This window comes from Desulfovibrio sp. Fe33 (assembly GCF_028532725.1).
Classification (GTDB): Bacteria; Desulfobacterota; Desulfovibrionia; order Desulfovibrionales; family Desulfovibrionaceae; genus Pseudodesulfovibrio.
The window spans coordinates 23,680-36,307 of record NZ_JAQKGU010000010.1 but is presented as its reverse complement, the minus strand read 5'-3'; the positions used below and the strand labels follow the sequence as shown (position 1 = coordinate 36,307).

Annotated in this window: 10 protein-coding genes and 2 pseudogenes; 5 read left to right on the top strand and 7 right to left on the bottom strand. The window is 62.9% G+C overall.

The window, feature by feature from the left end; genetic code table 11:
* Positions 1–182 precede the first annotated feature (182 nt).
* A complete protein-coding gene (locus PSN43_RS12800) occupies positions 183–1,157 on the bottom strand; it encodes a M23 family metallopeptidase (protein WP_442874876.1) in 975 nt (324 codons plus the stop codon).
* Positions 1,158–1,203: 46 nt separating this feature from the next.
* On the opposite strand from PSN43_RS12800, the pseudogene PSN43_RS16005 reads away from it, so the two are divergent.
* Positions 1,204–1,359: pseudogene (locus tag PSN43_RS16005) on the top strand (hypothetical protein); the annotation flags it as partial.
* A gap of 17 nt (positions 1,360–1,376) precedes the next feature.
* Here the strand turns inward: PSN43_RS16005 and xseA are convergent.
* The 4 genes from xseA to ispG form a co-directional block, all read right to left on the bottom strand.
* Positions 1,377–2,867, bottom strand: a complete 1,491-nt coding sequence (gene xseA / locus PSN43_RS12795; protein ID WP_272701125.1) for an exodeoxyribonuclease VII large subunit — start codon at positions 2,865–2,867, stop codon at positions 1,377–1,379.
* 107 nt (positions 2,868–2,974) lie between these two features.
* Positions 2,975–3,586: a LysE family translocator gene (locus tag PSN43_RS12790; RefSeq protein WP_272701124.1), complete on the bottom strand. Its 612-nt coding sequence runs from the start codon at positions 3,584–3,586 to the stop codon at positions 2,975–2,977.
* Between the two features lie 400 nt (positions 3,587–3,986).
* Positions 3,987–5,729, bottom strand: coding sequence for a proline--tRNA ligase (locus tag PSN43_RS12785; protein ID WP_272701123.1), 1,743 nt, complete (start codon positions 5,727–5,729; stop codon positions 3,987–3,989).
* Entirely contained in the window at positions 5,730–6,803 is a 1,074-nt protein-coding gene (gene ispG / locus PSN43_RS12780; protein WP_272701122.1) for a flavodoxin-dependent (E)-4-hydroxy-3-methylbut-2-enyl-diphosphate synthase, read from the bottom strand.
* A gap of 406 nt (positions 6,804–7,209) precedes the next feature.
* Here ispG and PSN43_RS12775 point away from each other — a divergent pair, with 406 nt between their 5' ends.
* The 4 genes and pseudogenes from PSN43_RS12775 (at position 7,210) to PSN43_RS12760 (ending at position 10,698) form a co-directional block, all read left to right on the top strand.
* Positions 7,210–8,313 carry an iron ABC transporter substrate-binding protein gene (locus PSN43_RS12775; protein WP_272701121.1) on the top strand — a complete coding sequence of 368 codons (1,104 nt, stop codon included), beginning with the start codon at positions 7,210–7,212 and terminating at the stop codon, positions 8,311–8,313.
* A gap of 1 nt (position 8,314) precedes the next feature.
* Positions 8,315–9,385, top strand: a complete 1,071-nt coding sequence (locus PSN43_RS12770; protein ID WP_272701120.1) for a FecCD family ABC transporter permease — start codon at positions 8,315–8,317, stop codon at positions 9,383–9,385.
* A gap of 50 nt (positions 9,386–9,435) precedes the next feature.
* A pseudogene (locus tag PSN43_RS12765) lies at positions 9,436–10,137 on the top strand (ABC transporter ATP-binding protein); the annotation flags it as partial.
* A 21-nt stretch (positions 10,138–10,158) separates the two neighbouring features.
* The gene (locus PSN43_RS12760; protein WP_272701118.1) at positions 10,159–10,698 is read left to right on the top strand and encodes an FmdE family protein; all 540 of its coding nucleotides are present in this window, start codon (positions 10,159–10,161) and stop codon (positions 10,696–10,698) included.
* 315 nt (positions 10,699–11,013) lie between these two features.
* On the opposite strand, the gene PSN43_RS12755 is transcribed toward PSN43_RS12760, so the two are convergent.
* Complete coding sequence (locus PSN43_RS12755; RefSeq protein WP_272701117.1) at positions 11,014–11,538, bottom strand: 4Fe-4S binding protein; 525 nt, start codon at positions 11,536–11,538, stop codon at positions 11,014–11,016.
* Between the two features lie 8 nt (positions 11,539–11,546).
* Positions 11,547–12,626 (bottom strand): hydrogenase large subunit, encoded by a 1,080-nt coding sequence (locus PSN43_RS12750; protein ID WP_272701116.1) that lies wholly within the window; start codon positions 12,624–12,626, stop codon positions 11,547–11,549.
* Positions 12,627–12,628: the final 2 nt, after the last annotated feature.

Below are 12,628 nucleotides of genomic sequence, written 5' to 3'. Positions count from 1 at the left end.
TTAACTCCCTGAAGACAAAATCAGGCGTTGAAAGCCGCTTGGCGGCAACAGCCGGGTGATTTCGCCTCCGGCGGGCAAGGGTTAACACCCTTGCATCCCCGGAATGCGCCTTCGGCGCGGATTTTTTCCGCTCCGCGGCGTCCTGCCGCGAAACCGGGGAGTTAAACATATAGGTCCCATTCCTATTGCAACAACGTGTCTGCGGACATGGTGAACAAGGGCGCCGGATCGACCAGTTCCCCCTGAACCGACAACGAAAAATGCAGGTGGGGGCCGGTGGCCCGTCCGGTCATGCCGGTGAGCCCTATGGTCTGGCCTCGCTTGACCTCGTCCCCTTCCTTGACCGTGGGCTCCGACAGGTGGAAGTACATGGACACCACCCCGTTGCCGTGGTCCACGTAAACCGAATTGCCCGCATAGTAGTGGTCGCCCACCAGGATGACGCGACCGCCGTCCACGCACTTGACCGGATTGCCCATGGGAGAACGAAAATCCAGTCCCCGATGCGGATTCTTGGGCTTGCCGTTGAGGATTCGCTGTGCCCCATACACGCTCAGGATCTTGCCTTGGACGGGCCGCTCCAGGGGCAGATGCCACATGCGCCGGGCCGAAACCGTATTCTTGGCCTCCGTGGTCAGCTTGCCCTCGGCCGCAATGCGGTCGTGAACCTCCTTGGGCGGGGAGACCATCTTCTCCGGCAGGGTCAGCTCCTGCTTGGGATAGTCCTCCGGCGCGATGCGCACCGTGCGGCGCAGGGTGCTTTCCCTGCCTCCCACGGAAGCGACGACAACCAGCTCTTCCTTGCCCGGACGCTCGGTGAGCACGTCCGTGCCGAGCATGGCCAGGGCCACATGACGATCGTTCCAGACGGAAATGGACGGAGCCACCTCGCGCCCCTGCCAGCGAATCGATACCGATTCCAGCGGCAGGTCCGAGGTCAGCCGGACCAGAAACGGCTTGCCCACACCGGCCTTGCGCGGCGCGGCCAGCACCAGGGTCGGAACAGGCTTGACCGCAACCGGAGCGGGTTCGGCCGCAGCCTGAACAGGAGCGGTTTCGACAGGAGTCGGGACAGCCTCGGCCGGGGCTGTTTCTGCCTCGGCGGGGGCGGATTCGACCGCTTCCGAAGACGGCTCGGACTGAGCCGGGGCGGGCACGGCCGGGAGGGACTCGGCCTCGGCGGGAGCGGCAACAGCCGAAGCGGGCTCGGCCGGAACCGGGGCGGGCACGGCCTGTGCTTGGGATTCGGCCGCAGTGACCAGGGAAGGGCCGTCGCCCTCTTCCAGCCCGAAGGACGCATCCTGGGCCATGGCATTCAAGGGAAGGCCCAGCAGGGCAGTCAGAAACACAATCAGAAAAAACCGTCGCATAAACCTCTATTCCTTGTTTGGTCGGGAATCCGTCACAATAGCCGCCACTCGGCCGTCACGCACTGTGATATCAAGAGCATCGCCCTTCGTCACCCTTCTCGGGTCACATAAAAATTCGCCGGTTCCGGCCACCCGCACCAGGGCGTAGCCCCGTTCGAGCGGCCCTTCCGGATCAAGGCCGCGCAAGGCCGTTTCCAAGACGGCCAGCCGCTGCGCCGCGCCTTCGGACGCCGTCCGGCCCCCTTTGTCCAACAGCCGCCCGAGCCCGGCCACGTCCCCGGCCATGCGGTCCACGCGCTGCGGGCCAAAGGCCCGGTTCAGGCGGCCCGCCAGCCCGGCGACCTCCCGCCCCAGCCCCATCGGCCGCTGCGGCCCGTAGGCCCGGTCCAGCCCCTCGGCCGTGCGCACGGCCCGTTCCGCGCATCCGAAAAAATGATCCAATCCAGCCCCTTCCAGCCTGGCCATCAACGCCGAGAACCTGTCCTCCATGCGTTCCAGCCGCCGCGCGGGCGACAGCCAGACCAGGGCCTTGCGCATATGCTCGAAAGCCCCTTCCTTGCCCGACAGCCATCCGGCATATGCCCGGCCCAGGCTCAGGTCTAGGGCGTCCACCTTCTGCGCCAGCGTCTCGCGCCGGGGCCACAGCTCCTGGGCCGCATGGCTCGGGGTGGCCGCCCGCTTGTCGGCCACGAAATCAGCAATGGACACGTCCGGCTCATGCCCCACGCCGGTCACGACCGGCAACCGCGCCCGAAAAATGGCATCCGCAACTTCCTCCGTATTGAAGGCCCACAAATCCTCCAGCGACCCGCCGCCGCGAATGAGCACGGCCACTTCGGCCCAGGATTCCCCGTCCACAAGGTCGAGCGCGGCCGCAATCTGCGCGGGCGCCCGGTCGCCCTGCACCAGCACCGGATAAATACGTATCTCCGCCCCGGTGCCGCGCGTGTCCGCGATGCGCAGGAAATCCCGAATGGCCGCGCCGGATTTTGAGGTAATGACCGCCACCCGCCGGGGATTCCTCGGCAGGTCCAGCTTCCGGTCTTCGTCGAAATATCCCTTGGCCGCCAGCTTCTTCTTCAACGCCTCGAAGGCCACGGCCAGATCGCCCACGCCCTGCGCCTGGACCAGTTCGGCCACCAGTTGATACTGCCCGCGCGGCTCGTACACGTTCAGCCGCCCGGCGCAAAGCACCTCCATGCCGTCCTCAAGCCCGCTGCCGGTCAACGCCGTGCCGCCGGACGATTCCTCGATCTCGCCGGTCAGCGGGTTGACCATGTCCCCGCCCTTTTTTACAGGCTCCGCCGACCGCTGCGACGATCGGAACCAGACCACGGACAAGGCCGCGTCGCCGTCGGTCAGCGTGAAATACACATGCCCGGACGCCGGTCGCGCCAGGTTCGACACCTGCCCCCGCACCCACACGAACGGGAACTCGGCCTCCAGCAAGGCCTTGACCGATCTGGTCAGTTCGGAAACGGTCAGTATATTGGACAAAAAAATGCCTCCCATTCCCCCGGCCCCACATCCCCTCCCCCTTCCCAAACTTTTTATTACGCTTCGCTGTATTGGCGAGGGGATGATGGTTTGGTTGAAATTCTACGTTACTCCGAGGCGATGGCTGCTCCGGCTCCGATCATGATGGTGCCTGCGGTGCGGTTCATGGCCTTCCACAACCGGGTGGAACGGATGGCGTGACGGCCGCGCGAGGCGAGCCAGGCGTAAACAAGGGGGACCGTGGCGATGATCGGAACAATGATGGCCATGACCAGAACCACGTCCGTGGAATTCAAGGACCGCATGTCCACAAAACCGGGCAGGAACCCGCAGTAGAAGGCGATGGCCTTGGGGTTGCCGAGCGTCACGCACAGTCCGGCCAGAAAGCTGCGCCCCGTGCGAACCGGCAGTTCGCACGACGCAGCCGAAAAATCAGGCTTCGCCAGCCAGCAATTCACGCCCATATACACCAGATAGGCCGCGCCCGCCCATTTGAGGACCGCGAAATACGGCCCGATCTGCGAGGCGATCCAGCCCATGCCGAACAGGGCCGTCAGCAGATAGCACACATCGCCCAGGACCAGTCCCGCCGTGAATGCGCCGCCCGCCTTGAAACCGCGCGCCAAAGACTGCGCCACCACGGCTGAAATGCCCGGTCCGGGGATACACGCAAACACCAACGTCGCCAACGCCAACGCAATACCGCTCTCGATTGCCATAGCCCCTCTCCCATACGTCTGTTCCGGCCGATCAAAACCTACCACCCACAACTCCATGCTTCAACCTGAAAGCGCGGAGTTGGGAATGCCTCCGGCGGCCAGAGGGGAAACTTTTGAAAAAGTTTTCCCCTCTGGACTCCCTTTCAAAACTTCTTGTCGCTCGCTTCGCTCGATTACCTATCTATCCAAACTTTCTATTTTTTCCCGTATTTTGGTTCCTCCCGCAAAGCGCACAAAAAGCTTTGGAAAAGGATGGAGATGGGGGTCCGGGGGAAGAGGAAGGAAAGAACCTTTCACCGAAAGGTTTTTCCTTCCTCTTCCCCCGGCCGCCGGAGGCACAAAAAAAACCCCGGCGCGGATTCCGCGACGGGGGTTTCGGATAACAACGAACAAGCGGAATCTACGGGGTTTGCAGGCCCCAGCTATTCCAGATCTGATTGCGCCATTCGGCGAAGGACTCGGCGAAGGTGTCGAGGGGCAGCTCGATCTTTTCGCCGGTCTTGCGGTCCTTGGCCTCGATGATGCCGTTCTTGAGGCCCTTGCCGCCAAGCACGAGCTGCATGGGATAACCGATGAGATCGGCTTCGGCGAACTTGACGCCCGGCCGCTCGTTGCGGTCGTCGAAAGCGACGTCCACGCCCATGCCCTTGAGTTCGGCGTAGAGTTCCTCGGCCTTGTCGGCCACATCCTGATCCTTGCCGCCGAGGGCGATGAGGCACACCTCGAAGGGGGCGATGGACGGCGGGAAACAGCAGCCGTTCTCGTCGAAGTTCTGCTCGATGGCCGAGGCCACGATGCGGGACACGCCGATACCGTAGCAGCCCATTATCATATATTGGGACTTGCCGTTCTCGTCGAGGAAGGTGGCTTCCATCTTCTTGGAGTACTTGAGGCCGAGCTTAAACACGTGGCCCACTTCGATGCCCTTGGTGAACTCGATCGCTCCGCCGCATTCCGGACAGGGATCGGTGGGTTCGATGACGCGCAGGTCGGCGAACTTGACGATGTCGCAATCGCGGTTCAGTGCCAGGTGGAGCACATGGGTGTCGCCCTTGTTGGCTCCAGCCACCCAGTCAGTAGCGGCAAGCAGTTCGTGATCGGCGTAGATGGGCACGTCCTTGTCCAGCCCGGCGGGACCGGCGAACCCTACCGGAGCGTTGGTCAGCTTGCGGACCAGCGCCTCGTCGGCCAGCTCGATCTCGTTGCCGCCCACAAGGTTGCGCAACTTGACGTCGTTCAACTCGCGGTCGCCGCGAACCAACCCGGCCACGGGCTTGCCGTCCACGACGAAAAGCAGGGTCTTGACCAGCTTGTCGGCGGGGATGCCCAGAAACTCGCAGACCTCCTCGACAGTGTGCGCACCGGGAGTGGCGACCTCCTCCATGGGCGGCACGGCCGACTCGTCGGCGGGTTCGCCCTGGGGCGCCTTGACCTTGGCCTTTTCGAGATTGGCCCCGAAATCACAGGACAGGCAGGAGGCGATGGTGTCCTCGCCGGTATCGGCCAGCACCATGAATTCATGGGAGAAATCTCCGCCGATGGCCCCGGAGTCAGCCTGGACCGGCTTGAAGCGCAGACCGATGCGGGAGAAGGCCTTCTTGTAGGCCTCGAACATGTCCCAATAGGACTTTTCCGCGCCCGCCTCGTCCTTATCGAAGGAGTAGGCGTCCTTCATGATGAATTCGCGGCCGCGCATGAGGCCGAACCGGGGGCGAATCTCGTCGCGGAACTTGGTCTGGACCTGATAGAGATTGATGGGAAGCTGCTTGTAGGACTTGATCTCCCCGCGCACCAGATCGGTCATGATCTCTTCATGGGTGGGTCCGAGACAGTAGTCGCGGTCGTTGCGATCCTTGAAGCGGAGCAGTTCCTTGCCGTAATAGTCCCAACGGCCGGTCTCCTTCCATAGGTCGGCGGGCTGGACCGTGGGCAGGAGCACTTCGAGCGCCCCCGCGTTGTCCATCTCCTCGCGGATGATGTCGGCGACCTTGTTGACGGCGCGCAGGCCGAGCGGCAGGTAGTTGTAGATGCCGCTGGTCAGCTTGCGGATCATGCCCGCGCGCATCAGGAGCTTGTGGGAGACGACCTCGGCGTCGGCCGGGTCCTCCTTCAGGGTCGGGATGTAGTAACGGGAAAGACGCATCTATTCACTTCTCCTTTCTTCCAGGAATTTTTCGATTTCTTTCATGAATTCGGGCAGCAGGTTGGCGTTGCCCTTGACCTTGCGGACCACCTCGCCCTTGCGGAAGATGATGCCCAGGTCGCGACCTCCGGCGATGCCGATGTCGGCCTCGCGGGCCTCGCCCGGGCCATTGACCACGCAGCCCATGACGGCCACGGTGAAGACCTCCTCCACGCCGCGCAGGGCGGCCTCCACTTGCTCGGCCAGCTCGATGAGCCCGATCTCCGTACGCCCGCAGGTGGGGCAGGATATAATCTCAGGGCCGCGTTCCCGCAAGCCCAAGCTGCGCAGGATCTCATAGGCAACGCCGATTTCGGCCACGGGATCGTGGGTCAGGGACACGCGCATGGTGTCGCCGATGCCCTCGAACAGCAGAATACCGAGCCCCACGGAGGATTTGACCGCGCCGCGCACCAACGTGCCAGCCTCGGTGATGCCGATATGCAGGGGGTAATCCACCTGCTCGGACATAAGCCTGTAGGCCGCGATGGTCTTGAGGACCGACGAGGTCTTGAGGGAAATCTTGATGTCGTGGAAACCGCGCGCCTCAAGCATACGCACATGGCGCAGACCGGACTCGACCATGGCCTCGGGCGTCGGGCCGCCGTACGTCTTGAGCAGGTCCTTTTCGAGCGAACCTCCGTTGACCCCTATGCGGATGGGCGTGGCACACGCCTTGGCCGCCCGGACCACGGCGTCCACCTTGGCCTCGTCCCCGATATTGCCGGGGTTGATGCGCAGGCCGTCGAACCCGGCGTCCAACGCGGACAGGGCCAGCCGGTGGTCGAAATGAATGTCCGCGATGAGCGGCACCGGGGATTGGGCGCGGATGGTTTCGAGCTTGGCGGCCGCGGCCTCGTCGGGCACGGCCAGCCGCACGATCTCGCACCCCGCCTCGGCCAGTTGGTTGATCTGGGTCACCGTGGCCAGGACGTCGCGCGTATCCGTGTTGCACATGGACTGGACCCGGACCGGGTTGTCCCCGCCGATGCCCACGCCGCCGATGTTCACGACTCTTGTCTGCTTGCGTTGCATAAGGATTGGCACGTTACGCAATTTCCCCGGCCAAGCCAAGAGGCCGCAAGCGGCAAATACAGGCTCCGCGGTTGGCGAGCGACACGTTCGCCGCAGACGGTCGCCGGCCGAGAACCGCCCGGACCGGCCCCTCCGCACACGGTGGCTGGAAAGGGCCGTGGACCGCCCCACCGAGTAACACGTGCGATGGAGCATATGCATCGCCATAATCGCAACTTTTATTTTTTGGTGGACGGCTCATGGAACGCCGCTTTCCAAGCAAAAACCGAATCGCAACAGTCCGTTTTCCTTTTCCTCTTGACGCTCTTGTCCCTTTTATTTAGGAACGTCATAGTGTTACATTTTCACATTTCGTAGCAATATAATCATTTCATTCAAATTTTTTTATGCCACCAAAGGTGCTCAAATGCGAAAAAATCATCTTGTCTACGCCCTGTTGCTGCTTTTCCTGACCTTTCCCACGGACGGGGCGGCCCGCTCCCTGACCGATTCAATCGGCAGGGCCAACGAAATCCCCGACAAGGTGGACAGGGTCATCTGCTCCGGCTCCGGCTGCCTGCGCCTCTTGACCTACCTCCAGGCCCAGGACCGCATCGTGGCCGTGGACGACATCGAGGCGCGCCGCCGCAAGTTCGACGCCCGGCCCTACGCCATCGCCAACCCGCAATTCAAGGAAATGCCCATCTTCGGGCAGTTCCGGGGACACGACAATCCCGAGCTCATCCTGACACTGGAGAAACAGCCCCAGGTCATCCTCAAGACATACTCGGCCATGGGCCACGACCCCCAGGAGCTCCAGGACAAGACCGGCATTCCGGTGGTGGTCCTCAACTACGGCGACCTGGGCAAGAACCTGCCCGAGATGTATCGGAGCCTGCGCATCATGGCGAAGGTCGTGGGCAAGGAGCAACGCGCCGAGGACATTATTAATTACATGGACGGACTGATCCGCGACCTGAGCCTCAGGACCGGCGACGTGCCCGGGCAGGAGCGGTCCACGGTCTACGTGGGCGGCGTGGCCTTCCGCGGCCCCCACGGATTCCAGTCCACGGAACCCGCCTACCCTCCGTTCACCTTCGTCAACGCCATCAACCTGGCCTATGAAGCGGGCGAGGCGGGCAAGAGCATGACCCAGTCGGATATCGCCAAGGAAAAGATCGTGGAATGGGACCCGGACGTCCTTTTTCTTGATCTCTCCACCCTGCAAATGGGCGACGACGCAGGCGGCCTTTACGAGCTGCGCAACGACCCGGCCTACCGCATGTTGACCGCCGTCAAAGAAGGCCGCGTTTACGGACTGCTGCCCTACAACTGGTACACGCAGAACTTCGGCTCCATCCTGGCCAACGCCTATTTCATCGGGACGATCCTCTACCCCGAGCGGTTCGCCGACGTGGACCCGCAAGCCAAGGCGGACGAAATCTACTCGTTCCTGGTGGGCAAGCCGGTCTTCAAGGACATGGACGCCCAATTCAAGGGGATGGCATACAAGCCCGTGCCGGTGAACTGACATGCACTTCTCCGACGGACAGGTTCCCGCCGAATACAGGCGCTACATCGGCGTCAAGCTGCTCCTGATCGGCCTTGCCGGCGGGCTGCTGGTCCTGGGACTGGTGGTTTCCATCTCCATGGGTGCGGCGCACATCCCGGTTGCGGACGTCGGCCGGACCCTCATGGGCTGGGCCGTTTCCAAACGCTATGACGTCATCATCTGGAACATCCGCCTTCCCCAGGCCCTGTCCGCCATCGTGGCGGGCGCGGGCCTGTCCGTCGCGGGCGCCGTCATGCAGTCCATCCTGCGCAACCCTCTCGGCTCGCCCTTCACCTTGGGGATATCCCACGCGGCGGCATTCGGCGCGGCGTTTTCGGTGATGATCCTGGGCGGCGGCATCATGGCTTCCACCAACGCGGACGCCGTGAACATCACCAACCCGTACCTGACCACCGCCGTGGCCTTCTTCTTCAGCCTCGCCGCAGCCGGAGTCATCGTGGCCGTATCGAGACTGCGCGGGTCCACGCCCGAGGTCATGATCCTGACCGGCGTGGCCCTGGGCGCGTTGTTCACCGCCGGGACCATGTTCCTGCAATTCTTCGCCGACGACGTGCAACTGGCGGCCATGGTCTTCTGGACCTTCGGCGACACGGCCCGGGCATCATGGTCCGAGCTGGGCGTCATGACCGCCGTCACCGTCGTCACCTCCCTCTACTTCCTGGCCAACGGCTGGAACTACAACGCCATCGACGCGGGCGACGAGACCGCAAAGGGGCTGGGGGTGCGCGTGGACCGCGTCCGGCTGATCGGCATGATGCTCGCTTCCATGCTCACGGCGGTCATCATCGCGTTCCTGGGCATCATCGGCTTCGTCGGGCTTGTCGTTCCGCATATGGTCCGCAGGCTCATCGGCTCGGACCACCGCTTCCTGCTGCCGGGCTCCATCCTGGCGGGCGGCCTGCTTCTGCTCGCTTCCGACACCGCCGCCCGGCTCATCCTCGCCCCGCATATGCTGCCGGTCTCGGTTCTGACCGCCTTCCTCGGCGCGCCGGTCTTCATTTATCTTATAATAAGGGGGCAGCGGCGATGATCCTCTCCGTCACCGACCTCGACTTCGCCTACAACGGGCGCAAGGTCCTTCGCGACGTAAATTTCGATATCGAGGGCGGCGAGCTCATGGCCATCCTCGGGCCCAACGGCGTGGGCAAGACCACCCTGCTCAAGTGCATCAACGCCATCCATGCCCCGTGCGCGGGCAAGGTCATGGTCGAAAACCGCGACGTGCTCAGGATGCGCCCTGACGAAATAGCGCTCGGCATCGGCTACGTGGCCCAACGCAACGAAACCGCACGGCTGACCGTGTTCGACGCCGTGCTCATGGGCCGCAAGCCCCACATCGTCTGGCGCGTGGGCGAAAACGACCTCAAAATCGTGGATTCCGCCCTGAAAAGGCTGCACATGGCCCACTTGGCCCTGCGCCACATCGACCAGCTTTCCGGAGGCGAACTGCAAAAGGTCGCCATCGCCCGCGCACTGGTCCAGGAACCCCATCTCATGCTCCTGGACGAACCCACCTCCAGCCTGGACCTCAAAAGCCAGGTGGACATCCTGACCATGCTTCGGCGTGTGGTGGACGAGCACCGCATCGGCGCGGTCATGACCATGCACGACCTGAACACCGCCCTGCGCTACGCCGACAAGGTCCTGTTCCTCAAGGACGGGCGCATCCACTCCACCGGCCCTGCCTGCGAAGTCACCTCCGAGGTGGTCGAAGAGGTCTACGGGCTGCCCGTGCATATCCACACCGTCCAGGGCCACCCGCTGGTTGTCCCTGCCGTATAGAACCGAAAAAGGAGACTTCCCATGTCCTGCGCCATTCCCAAAGAGCAAATCGACGAAACCATCCGATTCCACGGGCACCACTGTCCCGGCCTGACCATCGGCATACGCGCCGTGGAGCTCGTCCAGCGAGAACTCGGCGAACTCGACACCCTTGAGCTGGTCACTGTGGCCGAAACCGACATGTGCGGCGTGGACGCCATCCAGTTCCTGACCGACTGCACCCTCGGCAAAGGCAACTTCATCCACAAGGACTACGGTAAACGCGCCTTCACCTTCTTCGACCGCAAATCCGGCAAGGGGTTCCGCGCCCTGCTCAAGGAAACCGGCCCCCGCAAGCCCAACGAGTGCTGGGAGGAAGCCATCGACCATTTCATGACCATTCCCCTCGACGACATGTTCACCGTCACCCGGCTCGATTGCCCCGCCCCGAGGCCCGCGCAGGTCCTCGAAAGCCTCCACTGCGCACAGTGCGGCGAGGCCGTCATGGAGTCGCGTACCCGCCGCTACGGCGGCAAGACATACTGCATCCCCTGCTTCGGGGAAATCGACCAGAAGTTGTAGAGGAATGCCTCCGGCGGCCAGAGGGGAAACTTTTGAAAAAGTTTTCCCCTCTGGACTCCCCTTCAAAACTTCTTGTCGCTCGCTTCGCTCGATTACCTACCTCTCCCTACCTTTCAACGTTTCACGTATTTTTTTGTTCATCCCGCAAAGCGCACTAAAAAGCTTTGGAAAAGGATGGAGATGGGGGTCCGGGGGAAGAGGAAGGAAAGAACCTTTCACCGAAAGGTTTTTCCTTCCTCTTCCCCCGGCCGCCGGAGGCATAAAAAAGCCCCCGCACTCGCGCGCGGGGGCTTTGCTCATTGCATTGGGAAACGGCTATTTGCCGCTTTTTTTGCCCTTCTTGCCGGCCTGTTTCGTTTCAGGCTTGGCTTCGGCCTTCACTTCCGGCGTAGCTTCCGCCTTGGTTTCAGGCATGGCTTCAACCTTCGTTTCGACCTTGGCTTCGGGCTCGGTTTCGACCTTGGCTTCAGGCTCGGCCTTGGAAGCGACGGTCATCTTTTTGGGCTTGGGCGGATTCCCGTGCTCGATCCAGGTGATCTTCTCGGTGACCGGCTTGCGGTGCGTGTCCTTCATGGACAGGCACTTGGTCGGGCAGTTGTCCCTGCACAGGCCGCAGTAGACGCAGGCATGGGGATCGCACTGCCAGGTGCCGGACGCCTTGTCCACGACGATGCACTGGCTGGGGCACTTGCGCGAACACAGGCCGCAGAGGATGCACTTGTTGATGTCGATAACCAGCTCTCCCCTATACTTGGGGAACGGAGCGCGCACCTCGAAGGGATACTTCCGGGTGACGGGCTTTTTCAGCAGGTTCCTGATGACTGTGGGTGTAAACAGCATACGACCTCCTAGCGTTCGGTGCAGCTGATGCACGGGTCGATGGACAGCACGATGACCGGCACGTCGGCCAGCTCGCAGCCCGGCAGCATGGCCAGAAGCGGCGGGATGTTGGCGAACGTGGGGGTGCGGATGCGCAGCCGGTCCAGATGCTTGGTGCCGTTGCCTCGGATGTAGTAGACGCACTCTCCGCGCGGCTGTTCGACACGGGAGAATATCTCTCCCTCGGGCGGGTTGCCCTTGACCTTGGCGGCAAGCTCGCCCTCGGGCAGCTTGGCGATGGCCTGCCGGACCAGATCAATGGACTGGAGCACTTCGCGGAAGCGGACCGTGGAACGCGCCCAGCAGTCGCCCGCGGCCTCGACCACGGGTTCGAAGTCCAGCTCGCCGTACGCGCCGTAGCCGGTCATGCGCATGTCGGACGCCACGCCGGAGCCGCGCAGGGTCGGCCCTGCGGCGCCGAGTTCCCAGGCCTGGGCCTTGGTCATCACGCCGATGCCCACGGTACGGGACTTGACCGTGTAGTCGTTCATGATGGTGTCCTGCATCGCGCGGACTTCCTTCTCGACGATCTCGATCTCGGACAGAATCCAGCGGATCTGCTCGGGGCTGAGGTCGGCGCGGACGCCGCCGATGACGTTGACCGAAACGATGACGCGGCTGCCGGTGGTCGCCTCGTTGATGTCCATGATGCGCTCGCGCACACGCCAGAACTGCATGAACAGGGACTCGAAGCCGAAGGCGTCGGCGAACAGGCCCAGCCAGAGCAGATGGGAGTGGCAGCGATGAAGCTCGGACCAGATGATGCGCAGCATTTTGGCGCGGTCCGGGACCTCCACGCCCATGAGTTCCTCGACGCTCTGCGAGTAGCAGACGGCGTGAATCATGGAGCAGATGCCGCAAACGCGTTCGCAGACGTTAATCATCTGATGGTAGTCGCGGATGTCGGCCAGTTTTTCCAGGCCGCGATGGACATAGCCCAGCGCCGGGATGGCCTCCTTGACGATCTCGTCCTCGACCTTGAGGGTCAAGTGAACCGGCTCGGGCAGGACGGGATGCTGCGGGCCGAAGGGTATAACGGTGGTTGCCATTT

Coding starts and splice junctions, on each gene's coding strand:
- PSN43_RS12790 (WP_272701124.1), bottom strand. CDS start 3,586: ATGGCAATCGAGAGCGGTATTGCGTTGGCGTTGGCGACGTTGGTGTTT.
- PSN43_RS12785 (WP_272701123.1), bottom strand. CDS start 5,729: ATGCGTCTTTCCCGTTACTACATCCCGACCCTGAAGGAGGACCCGGCC.
- ispG (WP_272701122.1), bottom strand. CDS start 6,803: ATGCAACGCAAGCAGACAAGAGTCGTGAACATCGGCGGCGTGGGCATC.
- PSN43_RS12775 (WP_272701121.1), top strand. CDS start 7,210: ATGCGAAAAAATCATCTTGTCTACGCCCTGTTGCTGCTTTTCCTGACC.
- PSN43_RS12770 (WP_272701120.1), top strand. CDS start 8,315: ATGCACTTCTCCGACGGACAGGTTCCCGCCGAATACAGGCGCTACATC.
- PSN43_RS12760 (WP_272701118.1), top strand. CDS start 10,159: ATGTCCTGCGCCATTCCCAAAGAGCAAATCGACGAAACCATCCGATTC.
- PSN43_RS12755 (WP_272701117.1), bottom strand. CDS start 11,538: ATGCTGTTTACACCCACAGTCATCAGGAACCTGCTGAAAAAGCCCGTC.
- PSN43_RS12750 (WP_272701116.1), bottom strand. CDS start 12,626: ATGGCAACCACCGTTATACCCTTCGGCCCGCAGCATCCCGTCCTGCCC.